Source organism: Enterococcus sp. B2E4 (genome assembly GCF_030499455.1).
GTDB lineage: Bacteria > Bacillota > Bacilli > Lactobacillales > Enterococcaceae > Enterococcus_D > Enterococcus_D casseliflavus.
This window is the reverse complement of record NZ_JAUKPK010000012.1, coordinates 153,065-173,167: the sequence shown is the minus strand read 5'-3', so window position 1 is coordinate 173,167 and position 20,103 is coordinate 153,065. Positions and strand designations below refer to the sequence as shown.

Sequence of the window (20,103 nt, the reverse complement as noted above, 5' to 3'; positions counted from 1 at the left end):
ATGCTGTGTTTTTTAATTAAGGTCTTGTTGTCTACTTCCCCTCTTATTTCTAGTCGCTCTAAGCAACAATCCCCTGACAATTTATAGATTGAACCCTTTACTAGCGGCGTTCCCTGCTTTTTCACGACTGGCTAGTAACGTTTCTCCTTGCAAAACTGTTCGTCTGATGAAAGGTCATCTATAGAACCATTCTGTTATAATAGCTCCATATTTGAGGATAAGGATGGTTTATATGAAAAAAATAATCGGATTCATCTTAGTCGTACTTTTAGGGTTTGTCGGATACAAAGGCTATGAATATTATCAATCCACCTACTCAGGACAAACAGCTTACGCGTATGTCCCGTCTGAGATTCCGCCTAAGGTCCAACACGAAAGTAAGAGCGGCATCGGCGACCAGTCTCCCTGGTATTCTTACGATTACACATTAGACTTTGTAAAAGAAGATGGCAGCACCCAAACCCTTGAGGTTTCATTATCAGAAGATAACGCAAAACCCTTAACACCAAATTCTTATGTAAAAGCGGTGATCAGTGAAAAGCGTACAATAAAAGGCCCGAATGGCGTTGAAAAAGACGCAATTCCCAAAAAGATTCTAGAGAGATTAGAAAATCAGAACTAACGATGCCAGACCCACATCTCTATGTGGGTCTTTTTTTACATCCTTCCAAAATCAGCATTTTGAATCCCTTCTATTATTTTCACGCTTGATGTCTTCTGCTCTGTTGCGATACGTTATACAAGGATACTGGGCACATTTATCTAGCAGAAAGCTGCTTGACTGATCCCTGTTTTCATTCCGTCATCCATGATAAGAGCAATTCAAGCTCCTTTTCCTTCTCATCCTTTGCAGATAATTGAAAAAGCAGCGAATCACCTATCCGTTGACTCACTGCTTTTTAACTAACAAGTAATGGCTCACACCACAAAAGAATGGTACTTAGAGTAAGCAATTTGATCGACGATCGCAGAAACCTGATTGACATCTAAATCGGCACCGATGGCAGTCACTTGATAAAATTGACCATAATTGTTGCCAAGTTGAGGGACACGGGCGTTTGAAATCAGCAAATCGTATTCTTCCTCATTGTTATAAGGAGAAATAGTCACATTTTGTTTCCCTTTTAGTTCATTTTTTAACAAGTAAATGGAAGCATCTGCCAAAAGACTAGAGCCCATATTTAAGACCCCGATCCGTACCCGATATTCCTCTTTCGGTGATAACAGATAGATTAAAAAGACCAGACGTTTCTTGAGGTAGTTGAGTTTCGTGGGCGTAAACAAGTTGGTTGGTGCAATGATGTGTTGCAGGATGTCTGTAATCACTTGATCTCGCAAGGAATTGTGAAACAGCTTGTGGTAATAATTCAAGGTGACTCTGTCAATGGAGTAATTTACCCCATGAAAGTAATAGACTTGTGCGATCAAGGAGAAGACACTGGCTTTAATATCGATCGTCGTATGCGAGGCTTCAAGACAATAAATGGACTGGATCGCTGCCATGACTTCATCGGTAATCTCAAAGACAGGATTTTTATTGGTATACAGCCCTAAGCGAAGCTCCTCGTAAGGAATTCCTCCTACCGTAACGAGAAAAAGACAGATAAAGAAGGGGACGATCTTGGCTTCGTCTACTGAACAGATGCTTTTTTTCGACACATAGGCTTGTCGAATAAAGCGACAAATCGGCATTTCTTGGCAGCGATTGATTTTGATTTGTTCCTCCGGACTTAAGCTTCCCAAGGTTGTGTGAGGCGTGACTTTTTTCATGATCACAAATAGCCAGATCTTCAACTGCTTTTGTTGCGCAATCGAGAGGGTTATTTTTTTCGCTAGCTCCGCCACTAGGTCATCGATCAAGACAGAGTCGATCGCTGTTTCCCCCATTTTTAAAAAATTATAGTAAAAATAAATGCGTTGCGTCATCGTTCCCGCTAGCTTTTTGTTCTTTATCTTTAATTCAAAATGCTGCAGCAGCTGATTGCACTCTGCAATCACACGATTCAGTGTCCCGACGCTTATTTTTAATTCATCAGCTAATACGAAAGCATCATAGCCTGCATGTTGAAACAAATAATGGATGATTTGATATTTTACAGATTTTTTCAATAACGTGTCGGTCAAATCATCCAATGAGACGCTGTCGTTTACTTGCAGATCAAGGGTATAACGGTTGATTGCAAAAGAGACCTTCTCATTTTTTAGTTGTTGCTGAAGATTTTCTGATAGTTTCGTCAAGGTTGGCATCGTAATATCTAATTCCCGACAAGCATCACTTTTTTTGATATGACCAGTCGATAAATACAAGAATTTGAGCAAGATATACTCCAATTTCAAGTCTTTATCCAGTAAGTCTTCTTTATACATGACTGTTTTTCCTCCTGTGTAAATCCTTATTCTTTTCGAATAGTTACAACCAATTTACAGAAAAAGATAGCAGTACATTTCCTATGAAACAAACAAATGCAGTAAAAACATGCCCTTTCTACACATACTTTTCCTTCACTTACTCCCCAAATAAACCAAAACGAACGAACAAAAATGCGCCCTGCCAGACGAACTTTCCTCAGAATTTTCTCGCGACAATGTTCTCGGATTTTCTTTTTGCATATGTAAAACATGCTTCTCTAAAAAAATATATTTAGACCATAATAATTAATACTATCACAAGCCAGAAATGTCAATAAATGAAATTATCAAGCGCCATTTTTTTACTTACTCTTAAAAAATGACACTATCAAGTGCTTACCCGTTCTTATAAACAAAAAAAATCAAAGGCAGTCGATGCAACCGCCTTTGATTTTTCTATAAACCAATGTTCATTCAGTCTTGCAAAAAAAGTTTCATAAAGGGACTTTTTATTCATTGAAAAAAACAATGAAAGGGTTTCTAGCGATACCGTTTCTTAATGTGAAAAGCCATAGGTTTGATCGGATGAAACATGACGGCTTGGTCGCTTGTTCAAGCGCTCGATTCCTTCTTTCATGTCTTGCACCAGATCCATTGCCATTTGCATACTTAAATCTGCCCGGCAAACAAAGCGTTGGATATTGATATGTGATAGATTATCAGGTAATGGATAGGTAGGGACTTGCCAGCCTTTCATCGCAAATTCATCCGTCAAATCATACAGATTCCAAGAAATATCGGCATCTTCTTTTAATTTGTAGCAGACGATCGGCAACCGTGAACCATCATTATAAATATCGAAGTAACCCATGTTTTCAATCTCTTTTGCTAAATATTGGGCAACATCGCTGGTCTTTTTGTGGATCAAGCGGTAGCCTTCAAACCCATTGCGGATAAAGGTGTAATATTGTCCGATGATTTGGCTGGCGCTTCTTGAAAAGTTGATGGCCATCGTTGGCATTTCACCGCCAAGATAACTTACTTTAAAGACCAACTCTTCTGGTAAGAAATCTTTTTCTTTCCAAAGCACCCAACCGATACCAGGGTAGACTAACCCATATTTATGTCCAGACGTACTGATGGAACGAACGTTTTTCAAACGGAAATCCCATTCAAGTTCTGGTTCCATAAATGGCGTGTACAATCCCCCACTAGCCGCATCCACGTGGATGTAGACTTTGTAGTCGGTGTGTTTGTTGTATTCCTCTAATTTCTTGTCTAGTGCTTTGATATCATCGTATCGTCCAGTGTAAGTGATTCCTAAAATACCAACGACCCCGATCGTATATTCATCTAAATAGTCCGTGACCTTTTCAACATTAATGCTGCCATGTTCTTCATCGATAGGGATCGTTCGCATTTCAATGTCCCAGTAGACACAGAATTTTTCCCAAACGACTTGATAGGCAGAAGAAATCACTAAGTTTGGTTTTTGTTTATTGATATCTAAGCCAAGTTTTTTTGCCCGATTGCGCCAAGCAAATTTTAAGGCCAATCCACCTAACATACACGCTTCACTTGAGCCTACCGTTGATGTACCGATAAAATCGGACGCTTCTGGGGCATGCCATAAATCAGCGATCATATTGACACAGCGGTTTTCAATTTCTGCTGTCCGTGGGTACTCGGTTTTATCGATGGCGTTTTTATCAAGGGTTTCACTCATAATTTTGACTGCTTCTGGTTCCATGTAGGTTTGACAGAACGTCGCCAAATTTTGTCTTGAGACCCCTTCATCGATCAATTGATCTTTGACTAATTCATAGGCATCCCGCGGTACCAAGGACTCTTTTGGTAATTTGTACATAGGGATCGCTTGATCCATTGCCTCATTCCCATAGATAGGCTCCAAATATTGGGCTTCTTTTCGATTTTTTTTACTAAATAACATGCAGCTCTCCTCCTCATAGGTTGTGCTTTTTATTTTTTATCGCTTGCTTTTTCACCTACATATTTATAGATGACAAACGGTATCACGACAATAATCAGCCAACTGATGATCAAGATGGCTAAATAGGTTCCGCCCTTTCCGGTGCCGATATCGCTCGGTGGAAAGAAGGAAATAAAGAAAGAAAAAATAGAAACAAGCAAACCAACCATCGCAACACCAATTTTCACATTTTTCCCACCAGGAATATGATACGTTCTTGTTAAGTCGTCTTTTTCTTTGACTAATTTAATATAGGAAAGAAACAAGAGGACATAAGCCACCAGATAGATGCAGACCGTCAACGCCATCGCAACGAAGAAGGATAGATTGGCGCCTCCACCGCCTAATGTCAAGACAACCGCCCAAATGGAAACAATGATGCCTTGTACCAAAACGATATTGATTGGGACATTGTGTTGATTGACTTTGGCCATTTGTTTTGGCAGCAAGCCATTTTCAGCTGCTTCAAGCATCGCAGTCGATGGGCCGACCACCCAAGCAGCAATTTCTGCAATGACACCTAAACAGATGACCACGGCAATCAAACGAACCAGCCATTCTCCGCCGCCAAAATGATGGATCAAATAAGAATAGGCTTGAATCACGCCAGTATCAAGAGACAATTGATTTTGGGGAATCGTGGCAGCCACCGTTGCCCCACCTAACGTATCCAAAAGAATCGTTGCTACAACTAAAATCAAAATAGCTTTCGGGTAATTCTTTCCAGGATTGTCCATATCTTTTACGTGACTGGCAGAAGATTCAACCCCTGCATAGGCTAAAATAAAGGAAACAAAAACGACCAGCGTATTGATTTTCGTGAAATCAGGAATCCAAGCGCCTGATCCAAAAGAAACTTTGACGGGATTCCCTTGAGCAATGTAGACAATTCCTAAGATAAAAAGAATGATCCCTGTTGCGACGATCCCCACAAAGAACCCTACTTTGGCAATCTTCGCAGTATTTTTTGTTCCGCCAAATTGCGAGATCGTGATCAGCCAAAAGATCACTAAAGTGGCAATCAGCTTCAGCCAAACATTCGTATTAAGAGCCGGCCAATTTAGGGCATAGGAAAGCGCCCCGACAATAAAGTAAATCATCGTAATAAAGCCTACCGTGATTTGGAACCATTGGAAGAAAATGGCAGCAAAGCCCCATTTTCTCCCTAATGTTTTTGAGACCCAGGTATAGAGTCCCCCTTTTTCCCATCCCTTTACAGTAGCCATCTCCGCAGAGCAAAGGGCTACAGGGATAAACCAGAGGAAACCGCCGACGAGTAAATAAAAAACTAAATTCATCTTCGATGTCGCAAAGGTTGGATACTCATATACCGTCATCACCATTGAAGCAGTTATTGCAAAAAAACTCAACAATGATAGTTTTTTCTTGCTAGTATCCATTTTTTTTTACCTCCTATCGTTAGATACTATTTTTCAGCAGCGGAAGATAGATCAATATGGTACGTATGTGTCAAATCTCCATCTGCTTTAAATTCGATTTCGACCGCTTTGATCGCTGGCAAACTTTGTTCTTGCGCCACTTTAAAATGAATAAAGCCATCTTTATGTTTGTCATGGGTCAAAATCTCATCATCTAAGTAGTCCACAAACACTTCCGCTTCTACTTTTTTGCCATCATTCAACACCAAATAGGCTTTGTCAGGTTTGATTTTTTTGTCTTTCGAATCTTCATTAAACAATTGATATTTCAGTGAGAGCAATGTTTTGTATTCTTTGTCTTTGTCTTTGAATTCTTCTACATTCACGATTTTTACATGATTCACTAAAAAGCGAATGTGATCCCAACCAGCATTTTCATAATTCGTTTCATACCAAACGACGTCTTTGATTTTCGGATCGATTCCCTTAGTTACGATTTCTTCAAAATACCCGTCATCACTCAATTTTTCACTTCCCACAACTACTTCATCTGACGAATCGCTGATCAACGTTTCCGTTCCAGACCCAGAGACCACTTCCCCTGATTCTTCCACTGTTGAGCATGCACCTAGAGTAAACAAAACGCCTACACCTAAAACGAAACCTGCAACTAATGATGTTTTCTTCATTGTAAATCCTGTCCTTTCTTTTATTATTTTTATTCCATCTCAGGTATACCATTTAACCCAAAAAAGCGAATACCTAATTTTTTATTTTAAAAACAAAAAAACGCGAAAAATAATTCGCGTTTCGGTGCTATCATGAAGTGCAGATAAGAACAATGACCATTGAAAAGAAAGGACTGAGTTTTTTTGAGAGCGCTTGTGGTCGTCCTAACTGCCGTTTTGTTAAGTATCAGCCCTCTTTCAGCTGACTTTTATCTGGAAAAGACGGACAGACATACTTCTAACGCAATGTTTTCTCGGATAGAAGTTGCCCAAAATGAGTGGGCGACTACTGGATCAAAAAGATTTGTTGGAACGCTGATGCTTCCTGATGCAAAAGGCAGCCTGTTGACAGCTGACGGGCATTTTATGAGAAGACCTTCCAAGCTTGCGACGAATAGACGCGTAGCAATAGCAGCTTGTAGGGTTCAAAAAACACCCAAAATCGCACGGGGCAGTCATCTGTCTCAGCGCTGTAGCTCTTTAGCCCCTACGACTTTGCGGTTAGAAAAAGCGTGTCAGGCACGGCAATCAAACGTCCTTAGCTCTCATCCGAGTATCTGGTGTCGTACATGACGCCTTCATCCACAGGGTTTCCGCAGTGATGGCACATAGGTAAGTCAAAAACAAATGATCCTCAAAACGTTTATCCTCCGGCGTATCCTAGACAAATCTACTTCCCCATCCTGAACAAAAAAATAGCCACTACCTACTTTCCACTTACTTGTGCCATCCTCTGCTTGATAAAATGATCAAAATTTTTTGATTGAAAAGAAAAAATTGCCTATTCTGTTTTGATCATTTTTTTAGTGATCGATCATTACTTAGCTAGCTAAGCCCCCCAAACCTCAAGCAGCCCCCGAAAACAGTTTCGGAGGCTGCTTGGGGTGAGCTTTGCTCACTATTTAGTTTTCTTATAAAAATTTTAATATGAGAAATCATTTATTACAATATGAATGAGAAAATTGAGTTACGCTTTCTATTTTCATAAGTAAGTATAGATTCTATTCACAATGTAACATAGTAACCTTATTTAACTAAGCTATTTTTTTAAGAAGACCTTATCAATCTTCTGAAGCAAAAATATTCCACCAGATTATATTAGTCTTGCCGAAGCCATTTTTATATGCTCTTCAATATTGTACTTATAGCTAACGCACTTCGACTCACCTGTATTCATTCGAATTAACGGACAGCCTCCTAAACACAAAGGTTGAACTTTACAACTTGAACATTTCGCTTTCGAAAAAAATTTGTACTCTGTAAATGTTTTATGCACACTGTTCAATTGTATTCCTGTATAGATATCTCCAACTCGTCCAATCGTTTTACCAATATGAACCCAGCATTTATATAAAAATCCATTAGGGTCGATTACATAGTCATCTCGATTGATAGCTTCGCAGAACCCAATCGTTGTCCGTGGTATGGCAACAATATTTATCCCTCTTTCCAAAAGACTTTTATAAACCATTATTTCTTCTTTCGAAAACTCTTGGGATGTATAACATGTGGGTGTTTTGTAGGTATCAAAATCCTCTACCGGCGCAAGATAAAAGCCAACTTTCTTAAGTAAATTAAAATTATCCAGCGAGTTCATCAAACGAATAACATCTTCATGATTATTCTCCCTATCTATATTTACTCTTACAGTTACTGGAATATATTTTAGAGTTTTAACTATATTCTGTAATATTCTTGCAAATGTCCCTTTCCCATTTGTTAAACATCTTCTAGAATCATGATTTATCTGATCCCCATCCAGAGTAATTTGAGCATAATTAACGTGATAACTTTTTAAAAGTTGTGCAACTTTTTCTGTTAGCAAATAACCATTGGATACAATTTCTGCGTTGAAATTTTTATATTTTTTTTCGTTTTTCATTATTATTTCACTTATAACTTTAATAGAGTTCAATCCCATCAAAGGCTCTCCTCCATACCAAATTACTTTCAATGACTGATGGGGTAATACATTTTTAAGAATAAACTCAGCTGTTTTCTTAGCAGTTTCAGTAGTCATAGTATGTTGTCTAAACCCTTGCTCGTAACAATAAAAACAGGAAAAATTACAGTTCATCGTAGGGGCAATTGTGAAAGTTACTTGACTAGGATTATATCGTTTTTCATTTGCCACAGACACTAATCTTGCTTCTTCATCAATCTCATCGGAAACAATGATATTTTGATTTTCTAAATAAGAGAATAATTCTGTTTTCTCAAAGTTATCGTTATTAATAAAAGTCTGTAGATCATGGAACTCGCTTTGAGTTAGTAAAACGATAGCAGAGTATACCGAATTGTACAAAAGTATTTCATTATCCACTTCTTCAACAATCGTATATTGCGATAATTTCATAAAATCACTCCTAATTAAATTGGGTAAAAAATTTTCTGTTACCTAGATTTGTATGCTTTACAAAAGAACGTATGAATGTTTCTCTATCAATTGAATAGTTGGGGTTACATGAAGTATCACACTGTACCTTTCCTCGACACACTGCAATTAATTCACATGAATTACACTGATTGTTGCTTTTCGGAAGAACACTCTTTTGGTCATAAAGGCTATATTGAACATCTTCTGCAAAAGAAGATGATTCTGTAAAACTTTTTATTATTCTACGTTCATAAAAATTTGTTGCATTACATAACCCTATAGATCCATCAGAGAAAAACTTTACAGACCAAGGATTATACGCATCGCACTCAAAGCGATACGAAGAAAATGGAGAGACATTCACCAGGAAACCGTTTTCAATTAGGTGATCAATTGCAGTTGAAGATACCCACTTTAGATATTTTTCATAGGATAATGCATTGAAATAATTTTCATTAAACTCATAGTTATTAATGTAATAGCAATTGATATGGGCTTTGATATCACTTTGGCGGATCGTAACGAGAAAAGACTGAAACTCTTCTGTATTTTTATCAGATGTATTATAACCAATATGGATTTTAACACGTCCGCTCTTAGATGCTACCGCTAGATTTTCAAAAATCTTATCATACGTTCCGCTTCCACTCTTAAGAGATCTATTTCTATCATGATCTTTTCTAGATGTTAGTGTAGTATCGACAATTAAAGAATCAAAATGATTTATAAAATCTGGAGTGAGTAGATAGGCGTTTGTTCCTAAACCATAAGAAATTGAGAGTGATTTCTCTGACGCAATTTGATCAATCTTACTTTTAATTGCGAGAATTCTTTTTTTATAAAGAAGTGGCTCGCCCCCGAAAAAATAGATATATAGTCTCCGAACGCCTAGCTGAGCAATGTCTAAAATGTATTGCATTATATTATTTATCGTCTGATCAGTAATAACATTTTTAGAAAGGAAATCATTCTGGTAACAATAAGTACACGAAAAGTTGCAATCTTCTGTGATATTTATAGTGATAGTAACTAAGTCTCTCTTTAAATTGATTGTTTTCTGTTTATAACTTTCCAAATCACCGTGTATAAATCCATTTTCAAATAAATATTTTCGTTCACCTTCACTTATTTCGCTCGAAATCTCCGTTTTACTTTTCATTTTTTTTGAATCAATAGTAACTATTTCTTGCGTTAATGTATTGCAAAGAATAGTCTCGTTACCGTTCTCAATGATATCGACATACCGTGAAAAACGCATCACCTAACCCCCTTTTTCAATAATTATACATTTCACAAAATAATATTTAAATTTTTTTTTAATTTGTGATATAGTTTTTACATAGGAGGGAGAGAATGAAAAAAATATTAAAAAGAAACCAACCACTTTTCTTTTTGCATGTGATTTTATGCGCAATGGCAGCGCTCATTCAAGTTGGGGTTGCTTTGGTGTATAGACAAATCACCGAGGTTGCTATGTCAGGAGATGTAAAAAGACTTTTATTTATTGGTATATTCGCCTTCTTTTACATCTTATTGAACACGATGAGCGATTTTATTCCAAGAAGAAGTAAATCCGTCTTAGTTCAATCAATAATGAATCAACTGAGAGAGAGTCTCTCGCAGAAAATCGTTCGAATGAATCCGGTACTATTTCTTAAAAATGAGAAAAACGAGTATCTCTCAAAGTTGGCAAATGAAATGAAAGTCGTTGAATTAGAATTTTTAAAGCCCGGATTTGGACTGATTTTAAGCATTTTTACCTTTCTATTCTCTCTTTTATTCACACTAAAATTAAACACTTCTTTTTCATTGATTATGCTGCTCTTAGCTTTTAGTCCTTTGCTAGCCCCTTATTTCGCTAAGCGAATCCTTAGTGATCGTCGCAAGTCCGTTGTTCTGGAGCAAGATCGTACACTTAGTTTATTTGACCAACTTCTCTCAGGATACCTGACCTTACGTGTCGGCAAAGGTTTTCCAACATATACGAAAATTTTTACTAACAGTAGTGAACGATTAAAAAAGGAAAGTATCACTTTTGAAACCTTACAAGGACTGACTTATGCAATTTCTTTTGGACTTGGGGATCTTGCCTATTCAGGGACATGGATCGTTGGTGGTTTCTTTGTTGCTGCCAAAATAATCACCATTCCCGATCTTATTGCGATGACTACACTAATGAGTACGATTGCCGGTCCGTTAGAGTATTTCAGTACTTCAGTTACAGATATTTTAGCGAGCAAGAAGGTCGCGGACGATCTTATAGCTTTCATTGATGGTACCGATGATGATGAGCCCAATCGCTCACTTGAACTTGCAGAACCAATAACTACTTTATCGATTGAAAATCTGCATTTCCATCATGGAAATCGTTTGATTTTTAATGGTTTTACTCAAACATTTGAGCGTGGAAAAAAATATGCTATCACTGGCGCAAGCGGTAGCGGGAAGTCGACACTATTGAATATTTTAGCGGGAATTTACCCTATCGACGATCATCAAGTATTGGTTGACCAGCAAGAGATGAATCAGCTATCTAGAGACTCCCTTTATGAGAAAGTTGCACTTGTCCAACAAAAAACTGCTATCTTCCAGACGAGTATTGCTTACAACGTTTCTATTTTTAGTGAATACGAACTTGAAAAAATCGTTGATGTTTTAAAACGAAGTGGATTAGATGATCGCTTTGATAACAATGATTTAACCGATACGCAAGATAATACATGGATAAACTTTCTTTCTGGCGGCGAGCTTAGACGGCTTGAGATTGCTCGGGCAATCTTTAAAGATTCCGATGTTATTCTTTTTGACGAACCAACATCTGGTCTAGACAGTATAAACGAGATGATTATCAGTGACTTAATCTGCTCACTTACAGATAAAATAATCATTGTCGTTACTCACTCAACAAATCAGGAATTTCTAGGTTCATTTGATGAGCTAATTCAGTTAAATAAATCATGAATTTAGATGATATAGGCCTACCTTATGTCATCTGGAAATATAAAAGAAAGGAGAGGTATACAATGAAAGTAATCTCTGAAGCTTCAAAAGAACAAATCATCACCATGTGTGGAAGTAATCAGCATTCCCATCATCCACCAATCATCTTACCTGAAGAGACTGATACACCATTTTCAAATCAGAAAAAAGAAGAGATAAAAAAAGAAGAGAAAGCTAGTTAAGAGAAAATCATTTGATCCTTACTTTACTTATTAATAAGGATAATAGCAATCAAAGAAGGGGTCGTGACTAGCTATATATGTCTCGACTCCTTCTTACATATTTCCCGCAAACGCAAATAATTTTTAACAGCTACTTGTTATCAACTTTCTTCATATAAAGAATTGGATAAGGGTTTCCTTGTTCGTCTAACTCGCTTCTTTTGTATACCTCAAATCCCATATGCTCATAAAATCCTTTCGCCTGAGGATTCTGTTCATTTACTCCCAGTTCATTTACAGAATAGTTTTCCATCCCGTATGCCAAGAGTTTTCTTCCTAGTCCCTTGCCTCTTTGTTCATTTGCTATAAAAAGCATTTCAAGATTTCGATCCGAGATCCCCATGAAGCCAGCTGGCTCTCCATTTTCACTTTCTACGATAATCAAATGTGGCACATGATGCAATGCCTCTGGAATGTATTGCTTAATGGCTTGGATTTCGGTCTCTGACAAAAAGGTGTGCGTCGCCTTAACAGAACTCTCCCATACTTCAATTAATTGTTGCTCTAACTTTTGATTCATACTACTTACTTCTTTTATATTCATGGATAGTCACACTCTCATCAGCTTATTTTCGTTTTTCATAACAAGAATCGCTGTTTCATTGATCCAAGTTAAGAATTTTCAACATCATCATAACATGAGATGGATTTATTTAAAATCTATGGATGAAAACTGCCTCGCTCAAATAGATAACGAAACAATCAATTCTAAGAGAGTATGACTTGCTTTGAAACACACTAAGAAAGGAGCTTTCAATACTGATGATTTCTCAAATCATTCTGTTGAAATAAAAATGCTTGTAGCTTTTTCTTCCCGAATAGTCGCCATAACGAACAAAATATATTCTTTTCAATAAACGATTTTAAACCACTTGCCCTAGAGTCCACTTCAGGGTTTATGATTACTTATAGAAAAGATAAGGAGAACCAACGATGAATATAAAAAAAGCAGCGGAAATGTTTGATTTGAGCGTAGACACATTGCGCTATTATGAACGAGTCGGTGTGATTCCACCTGTCCAACGCAATGAGAGTGGCTATCGGGTGTACACAACAAATGATCTAAACTGGATCTATTTAGCAAAACATTTACGAAATGCAGGATTGTCGATCGAATCGCTAATTGAATTTGCTCAATTGGCACAAGTACGTGAAAGTCAAAATGTCGAAAAAGCTCAGAAACAGATTTTAGCCGATCAACTCGAAGAATTAGAGAAAAAGTTAGCAGCAATGCAGGAAGTAAGAGACCTACTTATTTATAAGATAGAAACGTATGATGAGCATATCGCAAAATTTAAAGCAGGAAATATGACCCCTGATAAAGTGGAAAAATTATGGGAACGAAAAAAGTAACATCTTTCACTTGCTATGGACTTAACTCCAAGGTTTAGGATAGAACATGCAATGAAAATTAGAGGAGGAAACATTATGCAAACAATCACACTCAATAATGGTGTCACCATGCCGCAACTAGGATTTGGCGTTTATCAAATTCCTTTGGAAGAAACAGCAGAAGCTGTTTACCAAGCAATCAAAGCTGGGTATCGACTGATCGACACTGCTTCTATTTATGGAAATGAAACAGAAACAGGCGAGGGAATCAAGCGCGCCATCACTGAAGGTCTAGTCACTCGAGAAGAACTTTTTGTTACCTCTAAATTATTTATTCTCCAAGCTTCCGAAGATAAAGCGAAAGAAACGATTGAACATTCGCTTGAAACAATGGGATTAACTTATCTTGATCTCTACCTTATTCACCAACCATATGGAGATATTTATGGTGCTTGGCGCTCAATGGTTGCTGCTCAAAAAACAGGGAAATTACGTGCAATTGGCGTTTCAAATTTCAAATCAGCTAAGATGATCGAGTTTGTCGGCTTGAATGAGGTGAAACCTCAAATCAATCAAATCGAAGTGAACCCTTGGAATCAACGAGTGGAAGATCAGGAATGGCATGAAAAATATGACGTCCAAGTGGAAGCTTGGGCACCTTTTGCAGAAGGACGTCATGACCTATTTACCAATCCGACATTAGCAGAAATTGGCACGCAATATGGCAAAACGGTTGGCCAAGTTGTCCTTCGCTGGTTGATGCAAAGAGGGATCGTCGCTTTAGCAAAAACAGTTCGTCCAGAACGGATGGCTGAAAACATTGCTATTTTTGACTTTGAGCTTTCCCAGAAAGACATTGAAAAAATAGCCGCTTTAGATAAAAAAGAGTCCGCATTCTTTGACCACGATGCACCGCAACAAGTGGAATGGTTTATGGTGCGGATGTTAGATACTGAAAACTAATAGGGTTTTTATTGAAGGAAACCAATACAAGTCCGCTTCCGTTTCGAAAGGAAGCGGACTTGTATTGGTCCTTACTGAGTCGTATCTTGTCTCTTTTCATTGTAATTCTCACAAAACTCTTTGGAGATTCTGCCTTGATCAAGTAACTGAAGAATCCATCGATTAAACTCATTTCTCTGGAGCACTGGGCTTGTAGCTAAACAACGGACAGCGTTCTGTTACGCTCGCTCTTAAAATCTCTATTGTACGATTTCTATTTACTACTCCCTATTTATCAAAGACAATGATCTTTTTGCCAGTATTTCCGCCTGCTTGGAAATCAAGGTGAGCTTGCTTGATTGCTTCTAATTCAAAGGGATATGTCTTGTCTACAAGGACATCAAGTTTTCCTTGCGCATAAAGATCAATGACTTTTTCCAGCTCTTCAACAGTCATGAACCCCATAGAATACATACCAGTAATTCCTCTACGCTCCGTTTCTTCTTGGTTGATTGGCGCATTAACAGAAGTGACGCGTCCACCTTTTTTGATTACTTGATAACTGTTCTCCAATGTTTTAGGACCAGTCAAGTTGACCACTAAATCGACATCAGAAACCAATTTTGTGAAATCTTCTGTCTGATAATCGATCGTTTCATCCGCACCTAGTGCCTTCATATAGTCAGCTTGTTCAGCGCTGCCTGTTGCTATGACATACGCTCCGGCATGTTTTGCCAGCTGAACAGCTTTAGACCCGACACCGCCAGCACCGCCATGAATCAGTACTTTTTGTCCATCTTTTGCTTGACCATCACGAATGGTTGCACCATAAGCTGTGGCTACGCCAAGGAAAAATCCACCTAACGGCACCAAGTCCAGCTCCTTCGGTACAGCAGCAACAACTGCTGACTCGTCTAACAAAATGTATTCAGAATATGTACTCATAAACGCCATCCCAACCACATGATCACCTACTGAAAAGCGGGTCACATCATCTCCGACAGCTGTTACGATACCAGAAAAGTCTTGTCCCAAAGAGTGTGGAAGCACAGGTTTCAATTCTTTTGGCATCGTTGGAAATGGTCCATTCGCACGAATAACAATATCAGGATCATTCACGCCGATCGCTGCGGTTTTGATCACAATTTGTTTAGCAGCTGGCTCAGGGATAGCAGTTTCAACAATTTGCATCACATCTACAGAGCCATATTGATTCAGTATCATTTTTTTCATAAAAAACCCTTCTTTCTTAAGATGATTTCATTATGACCTATTACCTCAATAATAAAAAGTACCATATTTTTTGATAGGTACTATCGTTTTCAATAGATTTGTGTAATCATACGGATTTCAGGTACAAAAAAAAATCCTTGAACGCTTCAAGGATTGACTACTTTTTCGTTTTCTGACTCATAGGTAGAAGCAAATGTTTCTAAGGCATCCAAAACTGGCATGAATTTATGTCCCATTTCGGTCAGTGAGTATTCAACTTTTGGCGGCACTTGCGGATAGTCTTCACGATGAATGAGGCCATAGCTTTCAAGCATGCGCAATTCCTTTGTCAAATTTGCTTGGGTCACCATGGGCATTTTACGACTAAGCGCACCGAAACGAAGCGTTTTGTGCCGTAAAAAGGACAAGATGACCATGGACCACTTGCCGCGTACGACCTTCTGGACGCTAGCCACTGGGCATTCTACAAATAATTCAGTTTCTTCTGTTTGCTGCATCACTACTTCCTCCTATTCGCTCACTTTTGCTGCGGTCTTTCATATCAGCAATACTACCGAAATGATGACGACATACGAAACCATGAAGTATAGACATCAGTATATAACGACTGCAAAAAATAGCAAGCCCGTAACGCTTATCTGAACTCTCAAATCGGCTTCAATCAACCTAATTTTAGAGCTTCTAGGCGAACAACCAAGCCATCCTCAATTCCTTTACGCTTATAGACAGCCACTGCACAGTAATTTTTAGATCAAGATGGCTGCTGCCATCACAACGAAAGAAGAGACGACATGCGCAATAATCGGTTCTCCACTATTATCTCTGCATCAAAGGCTACCTCTTTATTTCAATTAAATGATAGAAAGAGTGATCAAGGCAATCCCAAAAGTGATGCCATCTAGAACAAACCATTCTTTTTTACCTTGAGACGCCTTGGTAGCAATCAAACAACTTACTCCATAAAGAATCAATAGAATTCCTATGTTTATGGGAAAAGATAACCAAGCTGTCAGGGCATTAACAAATAAGAGAAGCATCAATGGTAAAATATAAAATAATGCATACCACTTTTTTAAATAGTGCGGCAGCTTCTGGTAATTTGAATACATCTATTTATCCTCACAATTCATTTCATATTGGTCATTTATTTCTGATATGAGCAGTAAGTACTTTCGTTATAAAATGAGACAAAACAAAGCTTAGGATGATAATCCCAAAAGTAATAGCAAAAGATAAAATCGTATTCTCCAGTAAATTAGCAAATAAGGGCAGCTTAATATACAAATAACACCCAATTGCCGCAATAATACTACCTGCTAAATAGAAACAAAGCATTTCAGCGACTGTTTTTGAAGAATGAATGTTTCGATCAACTGATGAAAAGTCGCCATTTTGAAAAGGTATTGGTGATCCAGTTTGTGAAGGATCAGATTTTGTATTCATTACGTTAAAGGAATTACTAGATAGATTGCTAATTGAATGTTGTTTTCGATTCTTTTCGTGATTGTTCATAGCTATTCAGACCTGCTTCCCTAAAAAAATTCATTATTTTCAATTCCTTCAAAATAATCTCAATACCATGATTTCATGCATTGTGCTATTGCATCTATTCAAAAAACTCTATATTTTCAAAACCAAGTCGAATCAACAGCACGTTGTAGGGTCATCGGTCCATGTTTTGCTTCATATATAAAATCTTTTGACTGTAATCCAGTACGCTCCTTAAAAATTTTCTCAAACATAGAAGAATCGTTAATGGGATCGTCATTGTGTGTCAAAATCAATATATAATGTTTCTCTTTTGGATTACTCCAGACCCCCATATTACTTAAAGAAGCTAAATCAAGCGGTGGAGTATTAGAAGATAAATTAATCGTATACTGGCGTCTATGCAAAACATCATTTATTTTCATAAAGCACTTCCTTAATTAGTTAGTATTTCCTCAAACATTACAGATCCAAACAAACAATAATTACCTTTTCATTTAAATACAAACATACATCATATTATATTGCGTTCCTCTTAAGCATTTTTTTCAAGATAAGCTTCAGTTCTTCCTATCTCTAAAATAACAAAAAACCAAATAACCACTCGAGCATACTAACAAAGGAAGCCCGATATAGAGCATACCAGTTCCTAATGGATAATTAATAGCAAGATCAAGTTGGATATTCTTAAGTTCTTCTTTGCTGATTGTGTCAAAATCTTGAATAGGGATCAAAATCGTCTGTAAAAAAAGGCCAACGATCGTCATAAAAAGGCTGATCCCAAAACAGCCAATTGCAAATTTTTTCATAAGAGTCCTCTTTTCAGCATACACTTTCTTACTGTATGTTCTTATTATATATGCCGACCACTCAAAAAAGAAGTTTAAATTATTTTTACGCTTTCATTTTAAAGAATTATTTAAAACGACGAAAACAGTCAGTTTGTCGTTGTATCATCATTACTAATTAACAGTCCATAAGAACCAACTGGTATACTGACAGAATTGTTTAAAGCTGGATTTTAGAGAGGAATGAGATGATTTGTTTTATCAGGCACGCTAGCTCTACTATATATTTACTATAATTGCCTAATGAAGAGGTATCCTTGATTTAATCAAGACGGGGTAAGCCTTTCCACTCTATAAAAGAAAATATGATACTGTTAGCAATGTATCATACTAGGAATTAGGACAGAGAAATTCTTCTCTATGCTTGATTTTTATTTTCTTAACATATATTTTGAACTATAAATAGTTGATTATAATTCTTTAAGCAATGAGAAAGGAGTCAGTAAATTTATCTTTTTAACCCACCACAAAAATTCTCTTTATCCTTTCTGTTTTTTCCGATTTAATCGATGCTCATTTATTACAAAACCAACTATCCCTACCAATATAGCTACAACAGAAACGATTAGGTCATAGACAGTCAGGTCATGAAATCTAAGAACCGGCGCTACTAAAGTAACGAGGCTAAACAAAAACACCCGTTCACTTTTATGAAGATTTGGTTCATAAGTCATACTTGTCCAAGTGACACGAATAACGTTGTGACGAAGCAAAGACGCCCATAAAATGACCAGTACGAGGAAAGTGAGAATGATCATAAGTACCGCCGTTATGCCATAGTACTTCACTTGTCGTATAAGTGAGGACAGTATAGCTAAAAGTAAATAAAGACCCACCAATCCTAACCGTCGCTTCTTTTTGATAGTATTCATGGTCACACCCCCTCTAGACAAGATTTAAATAAATAACCAGAAAAATGACGAAACAAGTGACGGTCAGTTCGATTATATTTTCTGTACGTCTCGTACGGTTCTTAAAAAAAAATACCCGGAGCAGTCGAAGAAAATTGTGAGCGATATTTTTTGGGGAGAAAAAATCCTACTAATATTCCTACTAGGACCAAGTAGAAGGGCCAGTTCGGTGAGACCCCACGATTAAGAAAAGCCATGGCGAATGCGATCACGTAAATCACTACCTGAATAACCGTAATACTGTAAACCTTTTTTAACTCTTTCGACATCGTTATGCCCTCCAGTAGAAGATAAAAATCTTGATTGTAATAGAATTGCTACGGCGTAACCGAGTTTTATAAAACTAACTGACCAGATTACAACATCCTTTTCAACCGCATAAGCTGTCAATGAAGCGAATCTGGCTCCCATTTGAAAGACTGTTGTTGGCTGATTCCCTATCCGCTATCTCTCGGTTAACTCATCCCTGAATTTCAGGAATAGCTCTTTCGCTTGTCCTGTGCTCATGTTTGTCAGATCTTTGATTTTCTTGACCATGCCAATATCATTTTCGTTTTTTGAAAGCATTTGTCGTGCCATTTCTTCTTTGATTTCTGCTTCTTCTTCCTTCGTTAAATTTCTGACTTCTTTCTTTTTACCAAATAGTCCCATCCTGCTCTCTCCTTCTTGTAAAATTTATGCGCTTTTCACACCAGCCAGACTGAAGTACTCTTTTTTATCTAAAATGCTGTTTTTCTGTCCATGACTTGATTCCTATAATCTAATCTACCATTTCCGTCGAAATCGAGGAAATGGTTCGTTCTCTTTTTTATTTTTAGGGAAGATATAAAAATAAAACACGGAGCCAATGATAATCGCTGGCGGCACAGAGATACTCAATAGTTTTAAAGCGGTGGTTAACAATACACCAAATTTTTCTTGAATAGAAAGATTCATAATCGTGCTGAAGTCTTGATTGAACGAAGTTATGATCATCGTGACAAAAAAGATCAAGCAAAAACTGATCACCCCATACTTGATACTTACTTTTAAATCCTCATTGTCTTTCTTAGTTTCTTCCAAAAGTAATGTTTCTAATGAGATATCCAATTCTTCGGCTATTTTGATCATATTTTTTTTGCTAGGGTACGTAGCACCTAATTCCCATTTTGAGATCGTCTTGTCACTTACTTCTAATAATTCTGCTAGCATACTTTGCGTCAGCTTGTTTTTTTCTCTATATTCTTTCAGCTTCATTGCTAATATCGTTTCTTTCATTCCAACCACTCCTCATCCATTTCTACCCTTCATTTTGACATAAAACCT

Annotated in this window: 22 protein-coding genes and 1 pseudogene; 5 read left to right on the top strand and 18 right to left on the bottom strand. The window is 37.4% G+C overall.

What is annotated here, in order from left to right:
• Positions 1-232 precede the first annotated feature (232 nt).
• A complete protein-coding gene (locus Q1X33_RS10035; RefSeq protein ID WP_005230565.1) occupies positions 233-622 on the top strand; it encodes a YxeA family protein in 390 nt (129 codons plus the stop codon).
• A gap of 296 nt (positions 623-918) precedes the next feature.
• Here the strand turns inward: Q1X33_RS10035 and Q1X33_RS10030 are convergent, their stop codons facing one another.
• The 6 genes from Q1X33_RS10030 to Q1X33_RS10005 form a co-directional block, all read right to left on the bottom strand.
• Complete coding sequence (locus tag Q1X33_RS10030) at positions 919-2,367, bottom strand: helix-turn-helix domain-containing protein (protein WP_005230563.1); 1,449 nt, start codon at positions 2,365-2,367, stop codon at positions 919-921.
• A gap of 538 nt (positions 2,368-2,905) precedes the next feature.
• Positions 2,906-4,300 (bottom strand): glutamate decarboxylase, encoded by a 1,395-nt coding sequence (locus Q1X33_RS10025; RefSeq protein ID WP_005233215.1) that lies wholly within the window; start codon positions 4,298-4,300, stop codon positions 2,906-2,908.
• Between the two features lie 29 nt (positions 4,301-4,329).
• Positions 4,330-5,739 (bottom strand): amino acid permease, encoded by a 1,410-nt coding sequence (locus Q1X33_RS10020; RefSeq protein WP_005230559.1) that lies wholly within the window; start codon positions 5,737-5,739, stop codon positions 4,330-4,332.
• A gap of 26 nt (positions 5,740-5,765) precedes the next feature.
• Positions 5,766-6,407: a hypothetical protein gene (locus Q1X33_RS10015; protein WP_005230557.1), complete on the bottom strand. Its 642-nt coding sequence runs from the start codon at positions 6,405-6,407 to the stop codon at positions 5,766-5,768.
• A gap of 1,132 nt (positions 6,408-7,539) precedes the next feature.
• Positions 7,540-8,802, bottom strand: coding sequence for a radical SAM protein (locus Q1X33_RS10010; protein ID WP_005233213.1), 1,263 nt, complete (start codon positions 8,800-8,802; stop codon positions 7,540-7,542).
• A 10-nt stretch (positions 8,803-8,812) separates the two neighbouring features.
• On the bottom strand, positions 8,813-10,081 hold the full coding sequence (locus Q1X33_RS10005) for a radical SAM protein (protein ID WP_005230552.1): 1,269 nt from the start codon (positions 10,079-10,081) through the stop codon (positions 8,813-8,815).
• 95 nt (positions 10,082-10,176) lie between these two features.
• Here Q1X33_RS10005 and Q1X33_RS10000 point away from each other — a divergent pair, with 95 nt between their 5' ends.
• A complete protein-coding gene (locus Q1X33_RS10000; RefSeq protein WP_005230550.1) occupies positions 10,177-11,784 on the top strand; it encodes an ABC transporter ATP-binding protein in 1,608 nt (535 codons plus the stop codon).
• A gap of 62 nt (positions 11,785-11,846) precedes the next feature.
• Complete coding sequence (locus Q1X33_RS09995; RefSeq protein WP_008380281.1) at positions 11,847-12,005, top strand: hypothetical protein; 159 nt, start codon at positions 11,847-11,849, stop codon at positions 12,003-12,005.
• A 130-nt stretch (positions 12,006-12,135) separates the two neighbouring features.
• Here the strand turns inward: Q1X33_RS09995 and Q1X33_RS09990 are convergent, their stop codons facing one another.
• Positions 12,136-12,588 (bottom strand): GNAT family N-acetyltransferase, encoded by a 453-nt coding sequence (locus Q1X33_RS09990; protein ID WP_005230546.1) that lies wholly within the window; start codon positions 12,586-12,588, stop codon positions 12,136-12,138.
• 389 nt (positions 12,589-12,977) lie between these two features.
• On the opposite strand from Q1X33_RS09990, the gene Q1X33_RS09985 reads away from it, so the two are divergent.
• Both Q1X33_RS09985 and Q1X33_RS09980 read left to right on the top strand, forming a co-directional pair.
• A complete protein-coding gene (locus tag Q1X33_RS09985) occupies positions 12,978-13,397 on the top strand; it encodes a MerR family transcriptional regulator (RefSeq protein ID WP_005230545.1) in 420 nt (139 codons plus the stop codon).
• Between the two features lie 75 nt (positions 13,398-13,472).
• A complete protein-coding gene (locus Q1X33_RS09980; RefSeq protein WP_005230543.1) occupies positions 13,473-14,339 on the top strand; it encodes an aldo/keto reductase in 867 nt (288 codons plus the stop codon).
• A 267-nt stretch (positions 14,340-14,606) separates the two neighbouring features.
• Here Q1X33_RS09980 and Q1X33_RS09975 read toward each other — a convergent pair whose 3' ends face one another.
• From Q1X33_RS09975 to Q1X33_RS09930, 11 genes and pseudogenes are all read right to left on the bottom strand, one after another.
• A complete protein-coding gene (locus Q1X33_RS09975) occupies positions 14,607-15,551 on the bottom strand; it encodes an NADP-dependent oxidoreductase (protein WP_005230541.1) in 945 nt (314 codons plus the stop codon).
• A 146-nt stretch (positions 15,552-15,697) separates the two neighbouring features.
• A complete protein-coding gene (locus Q1X33_RS09970; RefSeq protein WP_034869480.1) occupies positions 15,698-16,048 on the bottom strand; it encodes a helix-turn-helix domain-containing protein in 351 nt (116 codons plus the stop codon).
• Positions 16,049-16,402: 354 nt separating this feature from the next.
• Positions 16,403-16,660 (bottom strand): hypothetical protein, encoded by a 258-nt coding sequence (locus tag Q1X33_RS09965; protein ID WP_005230538.1) that lies wholly within the window; start codon positions 16,658-16,660, stop codon positions 16,403-16,405.
• A gap of 31 nt (positions 16,661-16,691) precedes the next feature.
• Positions 16,692-17,063 carry a hypothetical protein gene (locus tag Q1X33_RS09960; RefSeq protein WP_005230536.1) on the bottom strand — a complete coding sequence of 124 codons (372 nt, stop codon included), beginning with the start codon at positions 17,061-17,063 and terminating at the stop codon, positions 16,692-16,694.
• Between the two features lie 116 nt (positions 17,064-17,179).
• Positions 17,180-17,464: a hypothetical protein gene (locus Q1X33_RS09955; RefSeq protein ID WP_005230534.1), complete on the bottom strand. Its 285-nt coding sequence runs from the start codon at positions 17,462-17,464 to the stop codon at positions 17,180-17,182.
• 135 nt (positions 17,465-17,599) lie between these two features.
• Complete coding sequence (locus Q1X33_RS09950) at positions 17,600-17,848, bottom strand: hypothetical protein (protein ID WP_005230532.1); 249 nt, start codon at positions 17,846-17,848, stop codon at positions 17,600-17,602.
• 518 nt (positions 17,849-18,366) lie between these two features.
• Positions 18,367-18,759 (bottom strand): hypothetical protein, encoded by a 393-nt coding sequence (locus Q1X33_RS09945; protein ID WP_034869483.1) that lies wholly within the window; start codon positions 18,757-18,759, stop codon positions 18,367-18,369.
• 13 nt (positions 18,760-18,772) lie between these two features.
• A pseudogene (locus Q1X33_RS16670) lies at positions 18,773-19,067 on the bottom strand (hypothetical protein).
• Positions 18,982-19,188: a hypothetical protein gene (locus Q1X33_RS09940; protein ID WP_228077414.1), complete on the bottom strand. Its 207-nt coding sequence runs from the start codon at positions 19,186-19,188 to the stop codon at positions 18,982-18,984. The pseudogene Q1X33_RS16670 and the gene Q1X33_RS09940 overlap by 86 nt, the downstream one beginning before the upstream one ends.
• 54 nt (positions 19,189-19,242) lie before the next feature.
• A complete protein-coding gene (locus Q1X33_RS09935; protein ID WP_005230526.1) occupies positions 19,243-19,449 on the bottom strand; it encodes a hypothetical protein in 207 nt (68 codons plus the stop codon).
• 114 nt (positions 19,450-19,563) lie between these two features.
• Positions 19,564-20,055: a helix-turn-helix domain-containing protein gene (locus Q1X33_RS09930; protein WP_034869487.1), complete on the bottom strand. Its 492-nt coding sequence runs from the start codon at positions 20,053-20,055 to the stop codon at positions 19,564-19,566.
• Positions 20,056-20,103: the final 48 nt, after the last annotated feature.

Excerpts from the sequence above, each read along its gene's own strand:
- Q1X33_RS10015 (WP_005230557.1), bottom strand. The coding sequence starts at position 6,407 with ATGAAGAAAACATCATTAGTTGCAGGTTTCGTTTTAGGTGTAGGCGTT.
- Q1X33_RS09975 (WP_005230541.1), bottom strand. The coding sequence starts at position 15,551 with ATGAAAAAAATGATACTGAATCAATATGGCTCTGTAGATGTGATGCAA.
- Q1X33_RS10010 (WP_005233213.1), bottom strand. The coding sequence starts at position 8,802 with ATGAAATTATCGCAATATACGATTGTTGAAGAAGTGGATAATGAAATA.
- Q1X33_RS09980 (WP_005230543.1), top strand. The coding sequence starts at position 13,473 with ATGCAAACAATCACACTCAATAATGGTGTCACCATGCCGCAACTAGGA.
- Q1X33_RS09970 (WP_034869480.1), bottom strand. The coding sequence starts at position 16,048 with ATGCAGCAAACAGAAGAAACTGAATTATTTGTAGAATGCCCAGTGGCT.
- Q1X33_RS10025 (WP_005233215.1), bottom strand. The coding sequence starts at position 4,300 with ATGTTATTTAGTAAAAAAAATCGAAAAGAAGCCCAATATTTGGAGCCT.
- Q1X33_RS10020 (WP_005230559.1), bottom strand. The coding sequence starts at position 5,739 with ATGGATACTAGCAAGAAAAAACTATCATTGTTGAGTTTTTTTGCAATA.
- Q1X33_RS09960 (WP_005230536.1), bottom strand. The coding sequence starts at position 17,063 with ATGAACAATCACGAAAAGAATCGAAAACAACATTCAATTAGCAATCTA.
- Q1X33_RS09935 (WP_005230526.1), bottom strand. The coding sequence starts at position 19,449 with ATGGGACTATTTGGTAAAAAGAAAGAAGTCAGAAATTTAACGAAGGAA.
- Q1X33_RS10000 (WP_005230550.1), top strand. The coding sequence starts at position 10,177 with ATGAAAAAAATATTAAAAAGAAACCAACCACTTTTCTTTTTGCATGTG.
- Q1X33_RS10030 (WP_005230563.1), bottom strand. The coding sequence starts at position 2,367 with ATGTATAAAGAAGACTTACTGGATAAAGACTTGAAATTGGAGTATATC.
- Q1X33_RS10005 (WP_005230552.1), bottom strand. The coding sequence starts at position 10,081 with ATGCGTTTTTCACGGTATGTCGATATCATTGAGAACGGTAACGAGACT.
- Q1X33_RS09950 (WP_005230532.1), bottom strand. The coding sequence starts at position 17,848 with ATGAAAAAATTTGCAATTGGCTGTTTTGGGATCAGCCTTTTTATGACG.
- Q1X33_RS09985 (WP_005230545.1), top strand. The coding sequence starts at position 12,978 with ATGAATATAAAAAAAGCAGCGGAAATGTTTGATTTGAGCGTAGACACA.
- Q1X33_RS09965 (WP_005230538.1), bottom strand. The coding sequence starts at position 16,660 with ATGTATTCAAATTACCAGAAGCTGCCGCACTATTTAAAAAAGTGGTAT.
- Q1X33_RS09930 (WP_034869487.1), bottom strand. The coding sequence starts at position 20,055 with ATGAAAGAAACGATATTAGCAATGAAGCTGAAAGAATATAGAGAAAAA.
- Q1X33_RS09990 (WP_005230546.1), bottom strand. The coding sequence starts at position 12,588 with ATGAATATAAAAGAAGTAAGTAGTATGAATCAAAAGTTAGAGCAACAA.
- Q1X33_RS09945 (WP_034869483.1), bottom strand. The coding sequence starts at position 18,759 with ATGAATACTATCAAAAAGAAGCGACGGTTAGGATTGGTGGGTCTTTAT.
- Q1X33_RS09995 (WP_008380281.1), top strand. The coding sequence starts at position 11,847 with ATGAAAGTAATCTCTGAAGCTTCAAAAGAACAAATCATCACCATGTGT.
- Q1X33_RS10035 (WP_005230565.1), top strand. The coding sequence starts at position 233 with ATGAAAAAAATAATCGGATTCATCTTAGTCGTACTTTTAGGGTTTGTC.
- Q1X33_RS09955 (WP_005230534.1), bottom strand. The coding sequence starts at position 17,464 with ATGAAAATAAATGATGTTTTGCATAGACGCCAGTATACGATTAATTTA.